Source organism: Veillonella criceti (genome assembly GCF_900460315.1).
Classification (GTDB): Bacteria; Bacillota; Negativicutes; order Veillonellales; family Veillonellaceae; genus Veillonella_A; species Veillonella_A criceti.
Genome location: NZ_UHIO01000001.1, coordinates 637,564 through 662,738, shown reverse-complemented (window position 1 = coordinate 662,738; position 25,175 = coordinate 637,564). Strand labels below are relative to the sequence as shown.

General features: G+C 37.5%; 16 protein-coding genes and 1 riboswitch. Of the genes, 15 read left to right on the top strand and 1 reads right to left on the bottom strand.

Annotated elements, in window-relative coordinates; all coding sequences use genetic code 11:
- A riboswitch (cobalamin riboswitch) is annotated at positions 1 to 171 on the top strand.
- 135 nt (positions 172 to 306) lie between these two features.
- From DYE54_RS02995 to DYE54_RS02935, 13 genes are all read left to right on the top strand, one after another.
- The gene (locus DYE54_RS02995; protein WP_115309847.1) at positions 307 to 924 is read left to right on the top strand and encodes a MotA/TolQ/ExbB proton channel family protein; all 618 of its coding nucleotides are present in this window, start codon (positions 307 to 309) and stop codon (positions 922 to 924) included.
- Complete coding sequence (locus DYE54_RS02990) at positions 914 to 1,318, top strand: ExbD/TolR family protein (protein WP_115309846.1); 405 nt, start codon at positions 914 to 916, stop codon at positions 1,316 to 1,318. Before DYE54_RS02995 ends, DYE54_RS02990 begins: the two co-directional genes overlap by 11 nt.
- 11 nt (positions 1,319 to 1,329) lie before the next feature.
- Entirely contained in the window at positions 1,330 to 2,067 is a 738-nt protein-coding gene (locus DYE54_RS02985) for an energy transducer TonB (RefSeq protein WP_115309845.1), read from the top strand.
- A 57-nt stretch (positions 2,068 to 2,124) separates the two neighbouring features.
- Positions 2,125 to 3,159, top strand: coding sequence for a FecCD family ABC transporter permease (locus DYE54_RS02980; RefSeq protein WP_115309844.1), 1,035 nt, complete (start codon positions 2,125 to 2,127; stop codon positions 3,157 to 3,159).
- Positions 3,160 to 4,023: an ABC transporter ATP-binding protein gene (locus tag DYE54_RS02975; protein ID WP_115309843.1), complete on the top strand. Its 864-nt coding sequence runs from the start codon at positions 3,160 to 3,162 to the stop codon at positions 4,021 to 4,023.
- Entirely contained in the window at positions 4,010 to 4,939 is a 930-nt protein-coding gene (locus DYE54_RS02970) for an ABC transporter substrate-binding protein (RefSeq protein WP_115309842.1), read from the top strand. Before DYE54_RS02975 ends, DYE54_RS02970 begins: the two co-directional genes overlap by 14 nt.
- 29 nt (positions 4,940 to 4,968) lie before the next feature.
- Positions 4,969 to 6,858, top strand: a complete 1,890-nt coding sequence (locus DYE54_RS02965; RefSeq protein WP_115309841.1) for a TonB-dependent receptor plug domain-containing protein — start codon at positions 4,969 to 4,971, stop codon at positions 6,856 to 6,858.
- A gap of 1,029 nt (positions 6,859 to 7,887) precedes the next feature.
- Complete coding sequence (locus tag DYE54_RS02960; protein ID WP_115309840.1) at positions 7,888 to 17,091, top strand: ESPR-type extended signal peptide-containing protein; 9,204 nt, start codon at positions 7,888 to 7,890, stop codon at positions 17,089 to 17,091.
- Between the two features lie 280 nt (positions 17,092 to 17,371).
- Positions 17,372 to 18,220, top strand: coding sequence for a MerR family transcriptional regulator (locus DYE54_RS02955; protein ID WP_115309839.1), 849 nt, complete (start codon positions 17,372 to 17,374; stop codon positions 18,218 to 18,220).
- A 546-nt stretch (positions 18,221 to 18,766) separates the two neighbouring features.
- On the top strand, positions 18,767 to 19,042 hold the full coding sequence (locus DYE54_RS02950) for a metal-sensing transcriptional repressor (protein WP_115309838.1): 276 nt from the start codon (positions 18,767 to 18,769) through the stop codon (positions 19,040 to 19,042).
- Between the two features lie 203 nt (positions 19,043 to 19,245).
- Positions 19,246 to 21,186 (top strand): heavy metal translocating P-type ATPase, encoded by a 1,941-nt coding sequence (locus tag DYE54_RS02945; protein ID WP_172460543.1) that lies wholly within the window; start codon positions 19,246 to 19,248, stop codon positions 21,184 to 21,186.
- A gap of 327 nt (positions 21,187 to 21,513) precedes the next feature.
- Positions 21,514 to 22,113: a hypothetical protein gene (locus tag DYE54_RS02940; RefSeq protein WP_115309837.1), complete on the top strand. Its 600-nt coding sequence runs from the start codon at positions 21,514 to 21,516 to the stop codon at positions 22,111 to 22,113.
- A gap of 46 nt (positions 22,114 to 22,159) precedes the next feature.
- Positions 22,160 to 22,816, top strand: coding sequence for a DsbA family oxidoreductase (locus tag DYE54_RS02935; protein ID WP_115309836.1), 657 nt, complete (start codon positions 22,160 to 22,162; stop codon positions 22,814 to 22,816).
- Between the two features lie 100 nt (positions 22,817 to 22,916).
- On the opposite strand, the gene DYE54_RS02930 is transcribed toward DYE54_RS02935, so the two are convergent.
- Positions 22,917 to 23,480: a hypothetical protein gene (locus DYE54_RS02930; RefSeq protein WP_115309835.1), complete on the bottom strand. Its 564-nt coding sequence runs from the start codon at positions 23,478 to 23,480 to the stop codon at positions 22,917 to 22,919.
- 347 nt (positions 23,481 to 23,827) lie between these two features.
- Between DYE54_RS02930 and DYE54_RS02925 the strand changes: the two genes are divergently transcribed.
- Positions 23,828 to 24,553, top strand: coding sequence for a dihydrofolate reductase family protein (locus DYE54_RS02925; RefSeq protein WP_115309834.1), 726 nt, complete (start codon positions 23,828 to 23,830; stop codon positions 24,551 to 24,553).
- 132 nt (positions 24,554 to 24,685) lie between these two features.
- Positions 24,686 to 24,979, top strand: coding sequence for an ArsR/SmtB family transcription factor (locus tag DYE54_RS02920; protein ID WP_115309833.1), 294 nt, complete (start codon positions 24,686 to 24,688; stop codon positions 24,977 to 24,979).
- Positions 24,980 to 25,175: the final 196 nt, after the last annotated feature.

Below are 25,175 nucleotides of genomic sequence, written 5' to 3'. Positions count from 1 at the left end.
TTAAATAGAGAATATATAGGTGTCATTAGACTTAATAGGGAAATCGGTATAAGCCGATGCGGTCCCGCCACTGTAAGAGGAGCAAACCTCACATTGCCACTGGTTAAATCTGGGAAGGCGAGGTAAGCTATGAATCTAAGCCAGGAGAACTGCCTATAGAAGAATCACCGTTTTACCTACGAGCGATGGGGAGGGGATTGGCGATAATATAAATTGTGAATTTTTTATTTTCTTAGTTATGTTATAGACACATCTTCGTAGATGTGTCTTTTTTATTTTTACCTTTAGGCTGGAGGGATTATAGTCGTGGATTTATTAGCATTATTTCACAAGGGCGGTTTAGTTATGTACCCCATTTTACTGGCATCTATTATTGCAGTCGCTATTGGGGTTAATCGGTATTTATGTTATAAAGGAGCTGTTGCAAACATTGAATTGTTAAAAGAGCGTTTACCTGAATTATTACGACATAATCGATTAGAAGAAGCTAAAGTTATCTGTGAGGAAGCTGGTGGTGTAGCTGGTAAGATTATTAAAGAGGCAATTGATGAACGGACGGAGGATTTAAATGCTAATGATGTAGCTGAAAGTATTGCTATGCATGAAGTATTTCAGTTGAAAAAATATTTAAATTATTTGGAAACGATTGTTACTCTATCCCCTTTATTGGGCTTATTAGGTACCGTAGTTGGAATGATTGGCTCCTTTAGTGTGTTATCTATTGAGTCAGGTGAACCGTTTGCTATTACTGGCGGTGTAGGTGAAGCTTTAATTGCTACTGCTACAGGTTTGTTAGTGGCTATTTTAGCATTAGTGATTCATACCTATTTAGCACAACGTGTCAATGTGTTGATTGCTGATATAGAATATGTAACGTCAATCTATGTAATTAATACGAATGCAGGTAATCGCTATGAAGCTTAAATCCATGAAAATAGATCATCAACCCAAATTAATGATTATCCCTATGATCGATATTATTTTCTTTTTACTTGTCTTTTTTATGATGAGTATGCTTACTATGGTTGTTCAAAAAAGTGTACCTATTCAATTGCCACAAGCAGCTACGTCTAAAGTCAGTTTAGATGAAGTGCTTCCTATTACCGTTGCATCAGATGGGACAATTTATTTAGAAAAAGAAGTAGTGCCAGAGGGACAATTAAGACACCGTTTAGAAACCGAGGTTAGTAAAAATCCTAGTTTGGCTATTATTGTTCGGGGTGATGCTGGTGTAAATTATGGGCGTGTAGTTAGTGTTATTGATACAGTGAAAAAGTCAGGCATACAAAAAGTATCAATCGCTGCTGAGGAAAGATAGGAGCAATTGTAATGAATTATCAAAATATGTGGACGAAACCTTGGATAGCCTCCTTAGTCTTTCACGCCATAGTTTTGCTATCAATTCCTTTTTTACCTTGGCCTGAAACACCGAAATTTGAGGAGCCTGAGAATCATATTGAGGTTGACTATGTAGAAATTAAACGGCCAGTACCGAAAGGCTCACCTGATAGTGGCGGGGATGGCGGTGATGGTAGTGGTAATTTTACGGTCAATTTACCAGCCATAGCACCTATTACTACTTTGCCTGAATATTCGGATCCCTTAACGAGTAGTAATGATGATAGTATCATTACTAAGCATCAGGATATTAAGCAACAGGGCGATGATAGGGCTGGTTTAGAAAGTACTTTTGGTGGTGAAACGTCAGGTAATGGGCGTGGTGGTAGCGCAGGTTTTGGCACGGGTGACCAACCAGGCATTCAAGGCGATGAAAATGGCGAAGTAGTGGATGCGACTTTTTATCGACCGGTGCCAATTTATACACCAAAACCACGATACCCGCGCTCAGCTAGAAATCAAGGCGTTCGTGGTAGTGTGGGTGTAGGCTTAACTATTGGAGTAGATGGAAATGTAGAATCTGTATGGGTAGTTGATTCATCAGGCAGTGAAATACTAGATCAAGCTGCTTTAGATACAGTAAGTACTTGGCGGTTTGAACCGGCTAGACGAGGTGCGGAAGCTGTGAGTACTAGGACAAGTTTGAATGTAGAGTTTCAATTAAGGTAATACCTGTAGATGTGAATATAGGTGAGAAAATGAAAATAAGAGAATGGGAAACAATGTATGAGAAGAAGAAAACAAATTGTTAGTATTTTGGCCTTAATAAGCGTATTGATTATAGTAGTACTTGCTGCTTTACACGTAGGGACCATTAAAGTTCCGATTGTGGGTGGACTAGAGAGCTTGGCTCAGGGGATGGGGTTACCAATAGAAATCATTACACCATTAGAACCAGAACAAGAAGCGGTACTGTGGTATATTCGAATGCCGAGGGTATTGATAGGTCTTATGGTTGGTGCATCGTTGGCTTTAGCTGGGGCTGTTATGCAAGGCATTTTTTCAAATTCGTTAGCAGACCCTGGTATTATGGGCGTTTCGGCGGGGGCTTCGTTAGGTGCGGTTATTGCTATTTCATTGGGGTTAACATCGCTAGGTATGTTTTATATGCCTTTATTTGCCTTTATAGGGGCTTTTTTAGCTGTGGCGATAACTATTATATTGACTATGCAAGGGGGGCGTGTAGAAACGGCTACGTTATTATTGGCAGGTGTTGCTGTTAGTATGTTATTGGGGGCTTTTACTTCTGGTATGTTAACACTGATGAATGAATATCGTTTGCGAGAATTTTTGTTTTGGATGGTAGGTGGTCTTGATTTTAGACGATGGGAGCATGTCTTGCTAGCAGTAGGTCCCTTTGTAGTGTGTAGTTCTATTTTAATGATGCTAGGACGTCAATTAAATGTGCTAGTTCTTGGTGAAATAGAAGCTAAGGCCCTGGGTGCTCCTGTTATGTTATATCGAGTACTCTTTTTATTTCTTGCCTCTTTTATTACAGCTGTAGCTGTTTGTGTGAGTGGCGCTATTGGGTTTGTAGGACTTATTGTTCCTCATATCGTGCGCATTTTAGTGGGGCCAGATCATCGAATTTTATTACCAACATCAGCGCTGGCAGGGGCTGTATTCCTTGTGCTTTGTGATACATTAGGACGTATAGTAGCGGCACCAAGTGAAATTAGGGTAGGCATTATGACAGCCCTTTTAGGGGCTCCATATTTTTTATATTTATTGCGTCGTGTTCGTCAAAAAGGAGGCATTTAGATGGAGTTAGCAGTACACCAAATGAGTGTATCCTTAAGTGGGCAAGTTATATTACATAATGTATCTGCTACCATTCGAAGTGGAGAATTCGTAGGTATTATTGGGCCCAATGGGTCTGGTAAAACGACATTTTTAAAGTCTTTACGGGGGCTCTCTCCGATACAGTCTGGTGAGGTTATTTTAAATGGCCATAATATAAAGCAGTTAACAGATAAACAGATTGCGCGGCAAGTGTCTTATATGCAACAAAATATTAGCTTAAATTTCGGTTATACAGCTAAAGAGATAGTATTAACCGCTCGGTATCCGTATTTGAAATGGTGGCAAAATGAAACATCGCATGACAAAGCTATTGTAGATCAAGTCATGAAAGACGTGGGGATTTGGTCGCTTCGCCATCGCACTATTAATGAATTAAGTGGCGGTGAGCGACAGCGCGTATTTCTTGCTAAAGCATTGGCACAAGATACAGACTTATTATTGTTAGATGAACCGACAGCAGCACTCGATTTAGTATATGCTGATGAAATTTTTCGCCAAGGAAAATTCTATTGTGAACAGGGAAAAGGAATTTGTATTGTTGTTCATGATTTGGAATTAGCAGCAAAATTTTGTACCCGTCTGTTACTTTTTTCAGAAGGTCGGTTACTAGCTGATGGCACTCCGCGAGATGTGTTAACGGCAGGTCATTTGAAAGAGGCTTTTCAGTTAGCTGCGGCAGTTTATGAAGATCCTTATTTTAAACAACAACGTATTTTTGTGTTTCCTAAGGATGTAACAACCATAGAACAGTATCGCACTGAAAAACCATTACCTAAAAATATTTCTATAGCATTGAGGCGGACTAATTATGACAACATATAACCGTTTCTGTGCTTTATTACTCGGAGTATTAGTATTATTTTCTATTGTAGGTTGCAAGTCATTTGATGAAACCAAGCTGGTAGAGGGGATGCATTTAGTCCGTGATTCTACTGGTGTTATGGTAGCTATTCCTGATAGACCTTCGCGGATTATTCCTGTTGGGGTTAGTACCGAAGATTTAGTTATTTCTTTAATTGGGCATGAACGAGTTTTAGCCATTGGTAATTTGCCCAATAATTTTCCTGAAGCGTCGCAACAAATTAAATACCGTATTAAGCTTAATGCCGAATCGATTATGGCATTACAGCCTGATTTATTGATTGTCCCTGATTGGTCTGATTCGGAAATGATAACGATGTTACGGGCATTAAAAATACCTGTTTATGTATATAAAGCGCCTCATACTGTATCAGAGATTAAAGTAACAATTCAAGAATTAGCCTCCATATTGCATGAACAGGCAAAAGGGGCAGCTATGGTAGCTGATATGGAGCAACGGCTAACGAAGGTGCAATCTTTTACAAAGGGCGTTTCAGAGAAGAAAGTGGTTGCTTTTTATAGTATATTAGGTTTAACAGGAGGACTCGGCAGTACGTTTGATACTATTTGTCAAATTATTAATGCGTCTAATGCGGCTGCTATGCTGGGGCTAGATGTAAGCGAAAGTGGTAAACGAGAAGACTTATTAAGGATTAATCCTGATATAATTATTGTGCCGTCAAATGTATATAGTTTTGATCAGTATAAAGAAATTGAGGTAGAAAATATATATAGGGATCCTGCGTTGCAAACTATTAAAGCGGTGCAAAATAAACGCGTGTATGTTATTGATGCGCGATGGATTATGAGTTACTCACAGTTTATGGTCAATGCTGTTGAAATGATGGCTATAGATGTGTATGGCTATAAAAAATAGTGTAGTGTGCTGTGTTAGGAGGTTTTTAGATGAAACAATCAGTAAAAAATAAAAAAGCAATAATTGTATATGTAACATTAGTCTTGGTAGGAACGACACTGGGGCGTCAAACTGTATGGGCTGAAGGGGATAATGAGGAAGTATATGTTTTGCCTGATGTAGTTGTAACAGCAACACGCACAGAGAAAAACATTAATAAAGTACCAGCTAGTGTGACAATTTTGCAAGGGGAAGATTTACAAGAACGCCATCAAGATAATTTAGGAGATGCTCTTCGTATTGTACCAGGTGTGCAATTTGATAGTTATGGTTCAGGTGCTGGTTATTCTAATACTCTACGAATGAATGGCAGTAATAATGTGCTTTTTATGGTAGATGGCATTACTATGAATGCGACAGGCGTTAATCCACCGCTAACTATGATGAGAAATATGGATGGGATTGATAGAGTAGAGGTTGTACGAGGGGCCGCATCTACCTTATATGGTTCAGGTGCAATTGGTGGTGTTATAAACATGATTACCAGAGTACCTGATGAAGGCATGCGTACAACAGTACGAACTATTGGTGGTAGTTATGACCAAGAACAATATAAAGTAATTAATGAGGGGAAAGAAGGCGATCTATATTGGCGTGCATCTTATCAGAAAGATTTAATGGGTAGTTATAAAGATGCCCATGGTCTTACAATTCCACAGCGTTTGGATGGGCATACAGCGTCTTTTATGGTTGGTGGAAATGTTGATAGTAAGAATAATGTCATGTTTTCATATGACTCGTATAGAGCTGGCGTAAAATATGCGGATTCGAATGCTTCACTATTTCACATTCGCCATAATTCCGAGGCTAATGATTCTTTTCGTGGTATTTGGAAAAGTACAATTAATGACCGTTTAAGTCATCAACTATATGTGTTAAATAATCATTATGATATAAGTGCTAAAGATGCTATGTATGGTGATTATGATACTGAAATACATACGAAAGCTATTGGTGATCAAGTTACATATACTCTTGGTGCACATACTATTGTTGGTGGTTTTGACTGGCACCAAGATAAAGTAGATAGTCAAAATGGAGTGAAGTTAACTAACTCGTCTTATTACGTGCAAGATGAATGGCAGTTTGCGTCTAAGTGGACGTTAATACCAGGGTTTCGTGTAGATCATCATTCAGCCTTTGGGACGAATACTTCGCCACATATTTCATTGGCTTATGATGTTAATGATAAGACTAACGTATATGTGTCTTATAATGAATATTTCTTAGCACCAACTGCTTATCAGTTATATGGTCTTTATGGTGGTAATAAGAATCTTAAACCCGAAACAGGGTATGAAATAGACTTTGGTGTTCATCATCAATTTGATGATACATTGCTAGGAAATATGAATTTCTTTGTACGACATGCTAAAGATAAAATTGGCTATGATACAAAGTCTTTGAATAATATTTATGAAAATTTTGATAAAGAAGATTCTTATGGTTTGAGTATGGACTTATATAAACAAATTACATCGCATTTATCTGCTAAAGCAGCTTATACATATACTCATGTAGATGCAACAAGTGCTAGAAGTGCCAATCTTGATGGTTATGTACCAAAGCATGCTGTTAATTTTAGTTTAGATTATAATGCATCTAAATGGGATGCTCATTTAGATGTGCGTGGTGTAATTGATCGTCCAGGTCGTTCAGTGAGTGTTGACAAAGGCGATTTTTTCCCTAAGAATACGTATTGGATTACTAATGTTAGTGCTAACTATCGAATTACTGATGAAATTACAATCTTTGGACGAGTAAATAATATCTTTGATGTTTATTATGCTGAAATGTCAAATGTTTCCTATGGTAGTGCTCGTGATTGGTGGACAATGCCGGGGCGTAACTATCAGCTAGGTTTGGAAATGACATTTTAATTAATAAAGTTGTTAATATATATGTAGTCATTATAATAAACAGAAAAAACTACAGTTGGCTAATGTGGTAGAAGCGTTGAAAATTTGCACGAGTTATGTAATGAGCGATAGATAGGAAATAGTAATTTGTTGTTTATGATATATAACTGAATATAGTATCTAAGTTTAGCAGGCGATTACTGATTTTGGACACTCAGTAATACCCCTTGATGTTAGAAGCAAATAGCTCCTACATTAAGGGGTATTTTTAATTGGTTGTTTATTAATAGTACAACTTATGAAAAAAGAATAGAGATTTTCGGTGTGTTGTAGAAGTAAAGATAGGTTTAAGGATAATTATTCTTAAAGATAGATATGCTGATTTTGAAAATAAAGGTTTATTATCATTGGTATATATAGTGAAAATGAAGAAATATTGATTTTTTTATGTAAGAAAGTGGTGGATAAATATTAGTTATATTTAGAATTAATATGATATAAATTAAACATAAAATTTTATATTATTTAGTTTATTTAAAATAAAAAATAATATAGGTATTTTGTTTTTGCTTTAAAAGCTTATTTTATATGATATAAAATATAATTTTGATATTTGCATATTATTAAATTTTTGTGATAAAATTGATGAGTAAATGATTAACTAATAATAAAGATGATGTTTACTTATTGAATAGAAAATGAGGAATAGGATCTGTACATAGGCGTATACTTGAGAAATATTCAAGTAGTTTTTTATTTACTTCAATAGGGGATAATAGTGGTCTGCATTATATAGGTAAGTAAATAATGCGTAATCACTTTAATCGACTATCGTTAAAAATTATTAGTAGTCTATGCGTAGTTTATGGGTAGACTTTAAAATAAGTCTTCACAATAATGAGGCCATTTGTATAAGTATAAAATGACGTTGTGAGAGAGTTAGGGCTAGAGAATTTAGTGAGAGGCGATTAGGGTATAGTCTAAGGGTTTTTACTGTAATACTACGGAGAGAAAAGTTAGATTGTATATTGGCATAGGGAGGTGTAAATTTTGAATAAGATTTATAAGATTGTGTGGAGTCGTACTAAACATTGCTATGTGGTAGCGTCTGAATTTGCTAAGGGGCACACGAAGAGTAGTGCAAGTAAAAATAATAATATGGTCAAATTAGGTGTAAGTTTAGCTCTTATGGCTGTGTTAGGGAGCGTAGGAACGGAGCACCCTGTACAGGCGGCAACTACACATGGTTCAAGTGCAGAGGCTAAAGGCACGCAAGCAGTGGCTTTAGGTGATAATGCGAAGGCATCGGCGAATCAAGCCATTGCTATTGGTGGATCTGATGCAACTTTGAATACTAACTTCACTCGTGCTGCTGGTAATCAAAGTATTGCCATAGGCGGTAATGTACGTGTAGGTGGTTATGGCACTATCGGTATTGGTGGCGATGATTTAGATACCTTTGCGGGTGCCACGGATTATAATCAATTCGGTTATAACAATTGGATAGCAGGCAAAGGAAACTATACGAATTATAATGCTAATCCTACTTATGGTAATGGAGATGGTGCTGTTTTTGTAGGTGTGCGTTCCATTGGATCTGGCCATGGTGCGGTAGCTTTAGGGGCATTAAGTCAAGCTTCTAAAAATGTCGCAACGGCACTCGGCATGGGAGCCACAGCAGATAAAGTGGGCTCTGTTGCTTTAGGGACGGCGTCTCATACAACGAAAGATGCGGTGCAAGTAAGTAATGTGGCAATTAAAGGGACTACCTATAGTTTTGCGGGCTCTATTACATCTAAACCAGGAGCCGTTGTATCTGTAGGGAATAATACAGTACAACGTCAGATTATTAATGTGGCACCTGGTGCAGTATCGGCGACGAGTACGGATGCCATTAATGGATCTCAGTTGTATGCAGTAGCTAATAATATCACTAAAACTAATGTGGCTGTAGGTAGCAATAATTTAACTCTTGCCGTTAATGACACAACGAATACTAATGGTACTATTGCGTATACAGTGGATTTGTCACAAACGGCGAAGACGGCTATTGCTGATGTGCCAACAATTAAAACTAATTTAACGAGTACTGCCGCAGTAGCAAATCAAGCAAAAACTGATGCAGCAACAGCTCAGCGCACGGCTAATACGGCAGTTACAAATGCCAGCACTGCACAGACTATAGCTAATGCAGCCAGTACGGCAGCGGCTAATGTGAAGATTACAGCTGAAGCAGCAAGTACCGCGGCGGCAGGGGCAACCAGTAAAGCGGAGGCAGCTTCAACAGTTGCGGCCACAGCAAGCAACACAGCTGCACAAGCTAAGACAACGGCTGATACAGCGGCTACCAATGCTAATGTAGCTAAGAAGGATGCGAGCGATGCAAAACAAGCCGCTAATACAGCTAGCTCTAATGCAAATACAGCGTTGCAAACGGCTAACACAGCTAATACAAATGCAAACACGGCATTAACAAAAGCAAATACAGCCGTTCAAACAATCAATGTTGGTACTTCTCCTAATTCCGGTACGGTAGCATTGAATAATACTAATAATCGATTAAATCTTGTAGGTGTAGGCAGTGTAACTACTGCTGTATCGGGAACGAATGCAATTAATATTGGTTTAACTTCCTCCGCTGAGAGCGCTATTAAAGCAGTACCAAGTATTAGTACAGCGGTGACCCGCATTGACAGTACAGTAGGTAGTTTATCCACTACAATGGGGACTGTATCGTCTGCTGTATCTGGGCTTAATACGACGATGAATAATATTAGTACAGCTGTAAGTAATGCGGCAGGGGCCGTACAGGAATTCACTGTTGGAGCTAATAAAGATGGTAAAACAGGTGGATTTAAATTAAATAAAACGAATTTTCGTGCTGATTTTGTTGGCGCCAATGATAATAAAGACATTGTTACGAGTATTGCTGGAAATCAGGTAGTATTTGATTTATCTAATACAGCTAAAACAGCATTGAGCTCTGTGGCTAGTATAAGTACTGCCGCAAGTACTGCTTTAAGCACAGCTAATTCTACAGGCACTGCATTAACCGCTAATAATACAAAGGCGCAAGAGGCATTAGATGTGGCCAAGGCAGCAAAGTCTACGGCAGAAAAGGCTAATAGTACGGCTAGCGATGCAAAATCTGTAGCCGATAAAGCGAATAGCACCGCGACACAGGCTAATAGTACAGCGAGTGAAGCAAAAACTACAGCAGAACGAGCTAATAATATAGCGACACAGGCAAATAGTACGGCTAGTGATGCAAAAACTGTAGCAGATAAAGCGAATAGCACTGCCACAGCGGCTAATAGCATCGCAAATACGGCTAAGAATACAGCTGATGCAGCTAGTACAGTAGCAAGTACCGCGCAAGGAGCTGCAGATAAGGCTCAAAGTACTGCTAACACAGCTAGTACCGCAGCAGGACAGGCTCAAAGTGCAGCAGATAAGGCTCAAAGTACTGCTAACACAGCCAGTACTGCGGCAGGACAGGCTCAAAGTGCAGCAGATAAAGCTCAAGGTACTGCCGATGCAGCTAAGCAGGTAGCAAATACGGCCGTTCAAACAATTACTGTTGGCACTGATACTAATCATAAGGCAAGCGGTGTTGCGCTAACAAAGGATAATAATCGTTTAGATATTGTAGGTCTAAAGAGTGTGTCTACAGCTGTATCTGGTAACTCTATTACTGTAGGTTTAACAGAGGCTGCTGAAAGCAGTATTGCAGCAGTGCCTAGTATTCAGACGTCTGTAACTGACTTAACTTCTAAAGTAGGTGGTTTAACTTCTACCGTTACAACGCTCCAAACTGATTTAGGGACAGTTCAGCAAGACTTGGGCACAGTGAAAAATGAATGGAATACAGTAAAAAATAGTGCGACTAACTCCATTCAATCTTTACAAATTGGTGCGGGCGCTAATTCTACACCAATTACTTTAGACAAAAATAATACTAAAGTTGATGTTGTGGGCGCTGATAATAATGCTCGTATTATGACTACTGTAGATGCAACAAACAAGGCTATTACCGTTGACTTATCTGATTCTTTCAAAAAACAGATTAATAATTTAGAAAATACAGCTAATGGATCTTCTATTACGTATGTAACGAAGGATGGTGATAAAGTTGTTAAAATTGGCGATACCTTCTATCCAGAAGGAACGACGCTAGATAAAGATGGTAATCCAGTAGATGAAACTGGCAAACCTGCCATTAAGCAAGATGTAAAACCTGAAGATATTAAAGTGACTGTAGGTGATGATACAGCCCGTCAAATTGGCAATGTAGCCAGTGGTATTGATGGCACAGTAGCCAATGGCAAACCTGGTGCCGATGGTGCTACACCAGCTATTAGTGCAACGGAAGCTAAAACGGTAGTGGGCGGTGCTAATGGTAAGGATGGTTTATTAGGCAAAAATGGCACAGATTTAAATAATGTAGCCACTATTAAAGATCTTCAAGCAGTAGCACAAGCTGGCTTAGATTTCGCTGGTGATCGCGGTGAAGAGGTACATCGTGCGTTGAGCAATAAATTAACTCTTCAAGGTGGCGTAGCAAATGATGCTACCTTAACTGATGGCAATATTGGCGTAATTACCAATGACACTAAAGACGGCTTGTTAATTAAATTAAATAAAGATATCAAATTAGGGGATACCGGTAGTGTAAAAGCAGGGGTTACGACTATTGATAATACTGGGGTAGCAACTAATAAAGTAACCGCTGGTAATACATCCCTTGACACGAATGGAGTTATCACAGCTAAAGTAACAACAGGCAGTACAACAGTTGATACAAATGGCATTTCTACAGCACAAGTAACAATTACTGATGGAGCTGTTTTATCGGCTACCGGTATGGATATGAAAGGTGATGCTATTACTGGTTTAAAAGCCGGTGAAAATGATACTGACGCAGTTAATTATTCACAGTTAAAATCTTTAGAAAATAAAGTAGCTGATATGGGCACAAGTTCTCCTGCTAAATTGGTTGATGGCGAAGGCAATGAAGTGGTGAAATTATCTGATGGTCAATATTATCCAGTTGGCACAGAGCTTAAAGATGGGAAAGCAGTTGATAAAGCAGGTAATGAAGTGACGCCAGTCGATACATCCAAAACTCCAATTTCTGCAGCCACGAATACACCAAATAGTGGACTCAGTATTCAACTGAATGAGTCTACACCAGCTATTGCTAATGATGGTGAAAATGGTGCTAATACATTAGTTGGTGGTATGGTTGGCGCCGATGGTACTAAATCAGGGGGCTTATTGCAAGCATCTGGTAAAGATTTAGGTAAAGTTGCCACAATTGGCGATTTACAAGTGGTAGCACAAGCTGGCCTAAACTTTGTTGGAGATACTGAAAATGTAACTGTACATCGTCCACTTAGCGATACCTTGGCTATTAAAGGTGGTATAGCGAAAGCTGAGGATTTGACTGATAATAATATTGGTGTAGTAGCAAATGAAATCGATGGTTTAACTGTAAAACTAGCTAAGAACATTGACCTTGGTGCTGATGGTAGTTTAAGTCTTGGCAAAGATGTAAGCTTAACGCCTGACAAAGGTCTTTCGGTTGAAAAAGAGGGTAACAAAGCAGTATATGGTCCAGAAGGAACAAACTTAACTGATAAAGCAGGTAACACAACTGTAACCAACGCAGCAGGCGCTACATTAACCGATAAAGATAATAATATCAATGTTATCGATGCTAAAGGGGTTACTGTGACTGATGGAGCAGGTAATTCTAACAGTACTACTGCCACACAGTCTGAAATTAAAGATCAGAATGGTAATACCAATACATCCACAGCTACAAAGAATGAACTTATTGACGCTGCTGGCAATAGTAATACCTCCACAGCAACTGAAAATAAACTAATTGGTGAAAATGGAAAAGAGGCATCGGTAACATCTAGCGGATTGACAGCTAAAGATGGAGATAAAAAGTCTAGCTTAACAGCTGAAGGGGTAACGTCTAAAAATGGCGACAAAGAAACAGTTGTAAATGCTGATGGCATTACTACAAATGGTGCTGTTGTAGCTACTGATACAGATGGCAATACAACTACTATCAATGGTAGTGGTATGACAATTACTCCGAAAGAAGATGGCAAAGGTAATGTATCGTTAACTAAAGATGGCCTTGATAATGGTGGCAATAAACTTAAAAATGTGGCGGCAGGTACAGAATCTGGCGATGTAGTTAACTTTGACCAATATAAAGAGTTAAAAGATAAAGTAGCTGATATGGGCACTAATTCCCCGTCTAAGTTAGTGGATAATGCAGGTAATGAAGTTGTTAAAATTGGCGACCAATATTACCCAGCGGGTACAGAAGTTAAAGATGGCAAAACCGTTGATAATAATGGTGCTGAAGTACAGCCAATTGATACATCTAAACATCCAATTTCGGCTGCAACAAATACACCAAATAGTGGACTCGGTATTCAACTGAATGAGTCTACACCAGCTATTGCTAATGGTGGTGAAAATGGTGCTAATACATTAGTTGGTGGTATGATTGGTGAAGATGGTACTAAATCTGGTGGACTTTTACAGGCATCTGGTAATGAACTTGGTAAATTAGCTACCCTTGGAGATTTACAAGCTGTAGCGCAAGCAGGTCTAAACTTTGTTGGAGATACTGAAAATGTAACTGTACATCGTCCACTTAGTGATACGTTGGCTATTAAAGGTGGTATAGCGAAAGCTGAGGATTTGACTGATAACAATATTGGTGTAGTAGCAAATGAAATCGATGGTTTAACTGTAAAACTAGCTAAGAACATTGACCTTGGTGCTGATGGTAGTTTAAGTCTTGGCAAAGATGTAAGCTTAACGCCTGACAAAGGTCTTTCGGTTGAAAAAGAGGGTAACAAAGCAGTATATGGTCCAGAAGGAACAAACTTAACTGACAAAGCAGGTAATTCTAACAGTACTACTGCCACGCAGTCTGAAATTAAAGATCAGAATGGTAATACTAATACATCCACAGCTACAAAGAATGAACTTACTGACGCTGCTGGCAATAGTAATACTTTGACTGCTGACGCTCTTACAACTAAAGGGGCTGATGGAAAAGAGGTATCGGTAACATCTAGCGGATTGATAGCTAAAGATGGAGATAAAAAGTCTAGCCTAACAGCTGAAGGGGTAACGTCTAAAAATGGCGACAAAGAAACAGTTGTAAATGCTGATGGCATTACTACAAATGGTGCTGTTGTAGTTACTGATACAGATGGCAATACAACTACTGTCAATGGTAGTGGTATGACAATTACTCCAAAAGAAGATGGCAAAGGCAATGTATCGTTAACTAAAGATGGCCTTGATAATGGTGGAAATAAGCTTAAAAATGTGGCGGCAGGTACAGAATCTGGCGATGTAGTTAACTTTGACCAATATAAAGAGTTAAAAGATAAAGTAGCTGATATGGGCACAAGTTCTCCTGCTAAATTGGTTGATGGCGAAGGCAATGAAGTGGTGAAATTATCTGATGGTCAATATTATCCAGTTGGCACAGAGATTAAAGATGGGAAAGCAGTTGATAAAGCAGGTAATGAAGTGACGCCAATTGATACATCCAAAACTCCAATTTCTGCAGCCACCAATACACCAAATAGTGGCTTAGGCCTTCAGGTGAGTGATGATGCTAACGCTATTGCTAATGATGGTGAAAATGGTGCTAATGTACTTGTTGGCGGTAAGATTGGCGCCGATGGTACTAAATCAGGGGGCTTATTGCAAGCATCTGGTAAAGATTTAGGTAAAGTTGCCACAATTGGCGATTTACAAGTGGTAGCACAAGCTGGCCTAAACTTTGTTGGAGATACTGAAAATGTAACTGTACATCGTCCACTTAGCGATACGTTGGCTATTAAAGGTGGTATAGCGAAAGCTGAGGATTTGACTGATAACAATATTGGTGTAGTAGCAAATGAAACTGATGGTTTAATTGTAAAACTAGCTAAGAACATTGACCTTGGTGCTGATGGTAGTTTAAGTCTTGGCAAAGATGTAAGCTTAACGCCTGACAAAGGTCTTTCTGTTGAAAAAGAGGGTAACAAAGCAGTATATGGTCCAGAAGGAACAAACTTAACTGACAAAGCAGGTAACATAACTGTAACCAACGCAGCAGGCGCTACATTAACCGATAAAGATAATAATACCAATGTTATCGATGCTAAAGGGGTTACTGTGACTGACAAAGCAGGTAATTCTAACAGCACTACTGCCACACAGTCTGAAATTAAAGATCAGAATGGTAATACCAATACATCCACAGCTACAAAGAATGAACTTATTGACGCTGCTGGCAATAGTAATACTTTGACTGCTGACGCTCTTACAACTAAAGGGGCTGATGGAAAAGAGGTATCGGTAACATCTAGCGGATTGACAGCTAAAGATGGAGATAAAAAGTCTAGCCTAACGGCTGAAGGGGTAACGTCTAAAAATGGCGACAAAGAAACAGTTGTAAATGCTGATGGCATTACTACAAATGGTGCTGTTGTAGCTACTGATACAGATGGCAATACAACTACTGTCAATGGTAGTGGTATGACAATTACTCCGAAAGAAGATGGTAAAGCTAATGTGTCCTTAACTAAAGAAGGCCTTGATAATGGTGGCAATCGACTTCAAAATGTAGGTGCTGCTGAAAAATCTGGTGATGCGGTTAACTATAATCAGTTCAAAGAACTAGAAAGAAAGTTCAGTGCTGCTGGTGGTATGGAAACAGTTGATGAAAAAGGTAATAAAGTCATAGCTGTTGATGATAAAGTGTACAAAGTGGATGCTAAGGGCAATCCAATGGCAGCTGATGGTATGCAGTTGACTGAAGTTGATGGTAAATACTATAATCCATCAGATGTAACCGATGGCAAGGTCAATGACGGCGCTAAACCGGCAGATAGCACGGCTGAAGGAAATACATCTTTATCTTCCAATGCTGGCTCCAGTGGGTTAGGTTTAGCTAAAGTAGATAAAGATTCTGATGCTTCAGAAAATCGTGGCTCTAATTATGCAAAAGCTATTATTGGTGGTGCTGATGGTACTAGTGGTTTATTAGGTACTACTGGTTCAGCTCTTAATAAGATTACAACAGTACAAGATTTACAAGTTGTAGCACAAGCAGGCCTTGATTTTGGTGGTGATACAGGTGATATTGTACATAGACCATTAAGCACAAAACTTACCCTTACAGGTGGTGTGTCAGATACTGATAATTTGACCAACAAAAATATTGGTGTTGTTGCAGATGGTACGGCTGGTTTAGAAGTTAAACTAGCTAAGAATATTGATCTTACGAGTGATGGTAGCTTAAAATTAGGTGATAAAGTTTCACTGGATAGTAAAGATGGCTTGACTATTAAGGGGGATAATGGCAATAGTGCAAATTATAGTGGCAATGGTTTAACTCTTATCGATGATAAGGGGAATAGCAATACGCTTACGCCAAAAGACAGTACATTAGCTGATGCTAATGGGAATACATCCTCTATGAAACCGGAAGGTATTGAAATTACCGACAAAGAGGGTAATAAAACAACGGTAGATGCTAATGGTATTAGTTTACAAGATAAAGAAGGTAATATCTATGTAACTATTAACAAAGATGGTTTAGGTGGCAAAGATGGCGAACCGGTTGATTTCAAAAATGGGATTAATGTACCAGGAACATTAACTGTAACGCCTGCCACTAAAGATACTAATGGCAATACTGTAGAAGCTGTAATTGATGCTCATGGTAATCGCATTCAAAATGTTGGCAATGGTGTCTTAGCTAGTGATGCGGCTAATATGGGGCAGTTAGAAAGTGTTCGTAGTGATGCTAAAAACCACAGTAATAATGTAGGTTCTATGACAGCAGCTCTCGCGGCTCTTAACCCACTTCCTTACATTGGTGGTGAAAAAGGTCAAATTATGGCTGGTGTTGGTGTGTATGAAAATAAACAAGCGGTAGCTCTTGGTTATGCATATACGCCAAATAGTGATCAACAATATACTTTGGGTCTATCTTATGGCGAAGGTGGTAAAACTATGGCGAATATGGGAGCTACGTTCCGTATTGGTTCTGGTGATGGCGCTGAAACGTTGGCTGAACATATCAAAGCACAAACAAGCAAAGAATATGAGGTTAAGTTAGCAGATGTAAAAGCACAAAGTGATGCTAAGATCTCTGACTTACAGAGCCAAGTAGAAGAATTGCGCCAGTTATTGGTAGCTATGAAACAAGCCTAGTCAATAATATAAGTAAAGAACTCGAGTTCCGTAGTGAATTCGAGTTCTTTGTATCTATTGGCATTTGATAGATAAACTATTATATGGAGATATTCTATATAGGGCGTATGATATAGGCGTATGATATAATAGATTTAATAAAAGTCAGGTTATATTAGGTAATATTTTAAGTATATTTAAATAAATCCTAAATACACCTAGATAATGATTAGATAATATCCAAATAATATTCAAATAATATTCAAATGATTGTTAGTTGTTATAATATAGGAGGCCTTGTATGCATGAAAATTTAATCAGCATAAGTGATATGGCAAAGTTGCATGGTTTAACTAGACCCACTTTACTATATTATGATTCTATAAGGCTATTTTCTCCTGTATATGTGGCCGATAATGGCTATCGCTATTATAGCCGTATTCAAATTCCACTTCTCCGTGAAATTTGTTTTTTGAAATCCTTAGGTGTTAGTCTAAAAGATATACAAAAACATATTAGTCAACGAAATCCTGAAGCGGAATTACAATTATTAGTAGAACAAGAAGGTAAGATTGAGCGGGAATTGCAGGAGCTTGGACGTAAGCGACTCGCTTTACAACAGCGTCTATATATGTATAAAGAAGCGGTGATTGCGGTTTCACAACCACAAGAAACACCATTTATACGACATTATAAACCGCGAAGTATTATTTTTCATCCCTTTCAAGCAAGTGAAACGGGTGACATTGACCGTCAAAATATTCATCTGACAGCTATGGGGTTGTGGCGCGATTTATATAGTCATGAATTTTTGCCAGCTTATAGCTTTGGTACGATTTTGAAAAAAGAGTCATTGCTCACTGAGAAACCACTTAAAGATGGGGGTTGTTATATTCGAATTCCAATTGAATCAACCGGTTTTGAATCAACCTTAGTTACTTTGCCAGAAGGGACATATGTATGTCAGTACAAGCGAGGTCGTCCTAATGATGTGACCGTGTTGAACCGTTTGTTAGGATGGATCGAAAAGGAAGGGTACGAGGTATGTGGTGATGTAGTAGACGCCTGTTTCTTAGATACTACTTTTGATGAAGAATTACATGATGAAGTATTTTCTATGTTACAAGTACCTGTAAAACGTGTTGAATAGAGATAATATTTAGTTTATAATGCTTAAATTAGATAGTAAAAATTCCTAAATTAAAAGACAAATGTATTTTTACAAAGTTCATATAAATTTCATAGGAATTCATCAAAAAAGCTATTGACTGTAAAGCTACTTTATAGTTTAGAATAACATCATACATAAAAAATAATCTATAGAATCTAGTGAAATTAGATTTTGAGAAAGGGAGTTTTTATTATGATGGCAATTCTTATTTTAATTAACCAATTGATTGAAGACTGGTACAAAGCACTATAATTTGGTATATGATTTCAAATAATAGTGAGTGTAAGCAGCGAGGTAGCTTTTAAAATGCAATTTAGTGAGAGCTATACAAACCAATTCAATAATGAAATGCAGAGAATATCGCAGTACGATGACTAAGTTCATATACTGCGATATTTTTATATATAACGAAAGGTTTGTTAATGATGAGGGATTTTCATATATGGCGTTAAAACAGGCCTTTTTATTGACATTATGTGCTGTGAAAGGTATCATTAAACATAATAGGGTAAATGGAGGATGTTTATGAAACAGTGTATGGATGCAGATAATTTACATCGTCGCTTAAAGAAGATTATCGGACAAGTACAAGCGATTGATAGAATGGTTGATGAAGATGTGCCATGTGAAGATATTTTATCTCAAATTAATGCAGCAAAGTCAGCCTTAAATCGGGTAGGTCAAGTTATTTTAGAAGGCCATATTCGGCACTGTGTTCGTGATGGCTTAGAGCATGGTGATGTGGATAAGACTTTAGATAAATTTACAAAAGCAGTCGAACGATTTGCGAATATGCAGTAACGTGTGAAATGTAAAGATGAAGGTAGACGAAGAGGCCGTTGGTATACTTCGTCTTTTTTATTTATCTATCTTGACAACCTATACCCCTATAGGTATATAATGCTTATATAGATATACCCCTATGGGTATATTGGAATTTTATATATGAATGATTGGTCATATATTGAGTGAATCTGGGTAAAGGGAATTTTGGAGGAAAATGTATGGAAGCGGCCATTCGTAAATTAGAAAACACGTTATTTAATAGAATTGAATATATATTAGAGCTAGGTGGCATTAAAAAAGATATACTATTTTTAATCGTTTCTGGAATTGCGGTCTTGGCTAGTTTATTGAATATTCAGTTGTTTTCATTTGATATAGCCTGGGTAGCCATTATTTTATGTGGTTTACCTATTATTTTAGAAGCAATTATAGGATTAGTAACAGAATTTGATATTAAAGCGGATGTACTTGTTTCGTTAGCTTTGATAGCGGCGGTGGCAACAGGTGAAATATTTGCAGCAGCTGAAGTGGCGTTTATCATGCAAATCGGTGCTTTATTGGAAGAAATTACAGTAGCTAAGGCTAGGGCTGGCATTGAAAAATTAGTCAATCTTACACCACAAGCAGCACGAATTATTACGCCCAGTGGTGAACAATTAGTGGCGGCTGAAACTGTCGATATTGGCGATATACTTCGTGTATTACCAGGCGAAACCGTTCCTGTTGATGGTGAAATTATTGCTGGTGAAACGTCAATTAATCAAGCTGTTCTTACTGGTGAGTCATTGCCTATTGATAAAACAGTAGGTGATGTAGTCGCTAGCGGTACTGTTAATCAGTTTGGAGCCTTTGATATGAGAGCGACTAAAGTAGGGGCGGATAGCTCGATTCAGCGCATGATACGTTTGGTTCAATCGGCTGATGCTGGAAAGGCTAACATTGTAGGTTTGGCTGATCGTTGGGCTACATGGGTTGTAGTTATTGCTTTACTATCGGCAATCGGTACTTGGCTAGTGACTGGAGAAATTTTGAGAGCTGTTACAATTCTTGTTGTATTTTGTCCTTGCGCATTAGTATTGGCTACACCAACGGCCATTATGGCCGCTATAGGCAATGCGACTAAGCATGGATTTTTGGTGCGTGAAGGTGATGCGCTTGAACGCTTGGCTTCGGTTACTAAAGTTTCATTTGATAAAACTGGTACTTTGACATATGGTGTACCTAAGGTGGTGGCTGTGGAAGTTGTTCCCAATAAAGTAGTAACTGCTAAGACATTAACTGTACAGATGAACGATTTAAAGCAGACCATTTTTCAATTAGCTGCTAGTTTGGAAACTATGTCAGAACATCCGTTAGGTAAGGCAATAGTTGCATCGTATAAAGATACATTTGAAACACCTTTACTGCCTTGTAAAGAGTTTAAAATGTTACCTGGCCGTGGTGTATTAGGCGTAGTAGATAATCAATATATGTTAGTTGGGAATGAGCGTTTAATGTCTGAAAATGGCATTGCTATTAGTGAAGCTATATTAGATACAGTATCCGTGTATTTATCTAAAGGAAGCACCATTGTATATGTAGCTATGGCTGATACATTAGTTGGTTATATTGCATTAGCTGATACAGTACGGCCTGAAAGTGTCGCTATGATTGAGCGACTCCATCAATTAGGGATACAGAGCATTTTATTGACGGGTGATAATGAAAATTCAGCCTATTCGATTGGCAGTCAGTTAGGAATTCGTGAAATTAAAGCAAACTGCTTACCTGAAGATAAATTAAATTATATGGAACAATATCAACAAATGAATCAATCTCTAGTTATGATTGGTGATGGAATTAATGATGCGCCAGCGCTTAAAAAAGCTAATGTAGGAATTGCTATGGGCGGTGTTGGTAGCGATATTGCAGTTGAAGCAGCTGATATTGCGCTAGTAGATGATGAAGTGAAAGAATTACCCCATTTAATTGCTCTGTCAAAACGTATGATGAGTACTATTAAATGGAACTTAGCTTTTGCTATGATTTTGAATTTTACAGCCATTGGGTTGTCATTTCCAGGAATTTTAAATCCTGTAACTGGCGCTTTAGTACATAATGCAGGTTCTGTTTTAGTAATCATTAATTCAGCCCTGCTTTTAAAATGGCGTAGTGAATAAATTTGAAAAATAAATAATATAATCTAAAAGTAAATAATGTAATCTAAAAGTAAATAATGTATTCTAAATTAAACTTATCTAAAAAGAAAATGTAATTTAGGCTCTTGAAATCTTAGGATATTCAAGAGCCTCTTTGTTAATTAAGAAGCTTTAAGAATAAATTAACCTACTAGATTTCTTGTTTAGGATATGAGTGTATTTATTATATTATGTGTAATTAAAGAAATTATAATTAAAGGAATTTTAGTTTATTTGTTGAATATAGTACAATAAATGGTCGATTGATAGTTGGTAATAATACTTTGTTAAGGGGGAGGAGTGTTAACGATGAAAAAAGCATTTAAAGTATTTGCTGTAGTGGCTAGTTTAGGAATATTAGGTACTTTGCAGTTAGATATAACTAATGTAGAACCAGTAAATTCTAGCGCTGTACAAGCTGCTACTAATAATGGGGTTACACAAAATAAGAGTAAAATGAAAAGTGCATTAGCAAATATGAAGGGGAAATATGATAATGCTCCTAAAGGGCGTCCATATGGAAAGTTTCTACCAAAGGAGGATTTGATGGTTGTTGGTATATCGCGAGGGGCTAGTTTTGCAGATATTCAACAAAGTTTAGGCAAGCCAACGGCCATAGAATATAGTGGTGGTTATATAGTGTCTGTTGCATATGGTGGTATTTATTTTTATCCTTTTTTACATAGCGAAGAAATTCAAACTATTGAGATTACAAATCGTGATGCTACTACTGCGAGAGGTGTAGCTGTAGGAGATAGTTTAGAAAAAGTATATTCTTTATATGGTAGACCTGATTTAGTTCAAGAAAATAAATGGTTTTACGGAGTGTTTAAATATTATACAGATTATATAGTGGGCATTAGATTTATACACGATGATAATGTTGTGACTCGTATAGTTATTTTATAATAACTAATATTGGAATCATTGTTTATTAATAGTAGAAAGGAACTTTATGGAAATTATATATTGGTCAGATTATGCCTGCCCTTTTTGTTATATTGGGCGTAATCATTTAGAAGCTGCTATTCAAAAGATTAAGGCTGAAAAAGATCTTAATATTACAGTCATTATGAAAGCGTTTGAACTGGATCCCACAGCACCCACTGTTTGTAATACTACAACAGTTGAACGATTTGCTCAAAAGTATGGTTTATCACGTGAAGTGGCTGAAGATAAAATAAATGGCATTAATTTGATGGGGCAGGCCATTGGTCTTGATTTTAAATATGACAAAGCACAATCTACCAATACTTTTGATGCGCATCGTTTAACAAAATGGGCTCAGACAAAAAGTTATGAATTATCAGATACTTTGACCGAACGATTATATGCAGCATATTTTACAGAAAGTAAACCACTAGCTGACCATAGTGTTTTACTAGATATTGTTAAACAAGTTGGTCTATCAGAATCAGAAGCTCGTACGGTATTAGCATCTGATGCATATAGTAATGAGGTGCGTGAAGAAGAAGCCTTAGCAGCTCGTTATGGTATTCAAGCAGTGCCATTCTTTGTTGTGAATGATCAAGTTGCATTACCTGGGGCTTTGCCAGTAGAAGAATTTGAAAAAGTGCTTCGTGAAATGCTTGAAAAAGAAATAACGCAGTAAATTTAAATTTGAATTAAATTGTAAAAAGGACTGAATAGCCATAGTGATTCAGTCCTTTTGGTGTTTATAAGATTTTTAATTATATGAGTACGATAATCTGTTAGTAATTCCAACCGAACATAGCAAAGAGTGTATCTTTGATTTGTTCTTGCTCAGACATAGGAGTATATCTAATGTAATCATCAGTGTCATTTAACCAACCATCATAAATTAAATTGCCATGCACATCATAATATTTCTTAGAAAAACCATCTAAATTTGTAGTAGTGTACTTTTCAGGATAATTACTGATAGAAACAGTAATCACATCTGGCTTTACATTGCCACCACTTGTATTGCCAATCCATTGAGAACCTAATGGTGTAAATACATGCATTACATGGGCCCTCACTACACGATTTTGTGCTTGTCCGCTAGCTTCTAAGCTACGGCGGTCTACATAGGTTGTATAGTATTTATTCGAAGACACTTCAATCCAACGTTCACCACGTTGAGAAGCTTTCATCGTACCATCGGAGGTTGTTGTAGTACCGGCTGGTATACCTAAGGCACGATCGAGTTTGTCCAATGTTTTACTGAGCCAGCTAGCATCCACTGGATTGTACAAAGTGGCCATAAATAAAGGGATAAATAACACTGTTAGTATGCGCATGAATTTTTTCATACTATCACTCTCCTAATAAAACACAAAAAACACTAAACACTTCATTACATATAAATTTGACTAAGGCAGAAATATTAGAGACTGAATTAAACTAAACCGATAAAAGATTAAGCTCATAATTTTAACAGTTTGTTATATTTCATGTTTTTGTCATATTTAGCATATCAAAAAATGAAGATATAAGATAATACTTTTTGTTAATAGTCATTCACTAATTGTTAGGTGTTATGACTAATAGTAATTAAGGTTGTTTTAGGAGTATTTAATTACAATAAGTGCTTGACTTGAAGTTAACTCCATAGGGTATGCTGAATATATAATAAATTGACAATTAGAGGAGGTTACTTATGGAACGGCCGTATATTTTTTGTCACATGGTGACATCGTTAGATGGTAAGATTATGGGGAATTTTTTTGATACACCAGAAGGCACAAAAGCAGGGGATGTATTTTATGATATTGCCTTTGGAGAAAAGCCTTATTATGAAATGGATGGTTGGATTTCAGGGCGAGTGACAACGGATGATAATTTTACATTTTATAAAGAGCCGGTGTTAGATGAGTCAGCACCACTCGTACCAGCCGGTGATTTTGTTGTACCTAAAAATGAGCCTTTATATTATGTTTCAATTGATACTTCTGGCCGGTTAGGTTGGGAAAGTAGTACAGTTATCTATGAGACAACACGGGCTCAGGTTATTGAAGTATTGACGGGAAAGGCAAGTAATGCGTATAAAGCATTTTTACGGTCTAAGAATATTCCGTACATTATTGCTGGCGATACAGAACTTGATTATGCGCTGGCGATGGATAAGTTATGTAAATTATTTGGTGTGAAACGGCTTATGTTAGGTGGTGGCGGTATCGTCAATTGGTCATTCATACAAGCCGGTCTTTGTGATGAAGTGAGTGTAGTTATTGCAGCGTCAGCTGACGGTTCTATGAAAACACCGGCATTATTTGCAGCGCCAGAAGGGCTTGCTACAGACACGCCGCAACGATTTGAATTGATTGATGTTTCAGCGCAAACAGGTGGCGCTATTTGGGCACGGTATAAGGTTATTAAACCTTAAATGGTGATATGATCTTAGACCTAATGATGTATTGAGAAATTGTTGTTAATTAGTATAATTGACAAATCAAATGTAAAGGTGTATGATAACATCAAATCAATAATGTTTGATTTGATGGAAGGATGAACTCATATGTTAGCAAATGAGCATTTGAATCATAAAGCTAATGCTAAAATATTTAAGGCTTTATCTGATGAAAAACGGTTAGCTATTTTAGCTCTTTTACAACATGGCGAAGAATGTTCTTGTGTGTTATTAGAGCAGCTTGATTTAACGCAATCTGGTCTATCTTATCATATGAAAATCCTCTGTGAGTCAGGTATTGTGATTGGTAGACCGGAAGGCAAATGGACATTTTATCATATTTCGCCAGAAGGGCGTCAGAAAGCGGTTGAAGTCTTATTGGCTGCAACAAATATTCTATAAATTTTAGTCACCCTTTTTTGGGGTGACTAAAAAATAAATTTCAAATCAAAATATTTTGATTTGAGCGTAAGATCAGAATTTTAGTAGGAGGCTATTATGAAGTCAGAGGGCATTTCATTTTTTGAAAAAAATCTAACAATTTGGGTATTAATTTGTATGGAGTAAATTAACAAAGGGGGATAGTGCTTATACATTA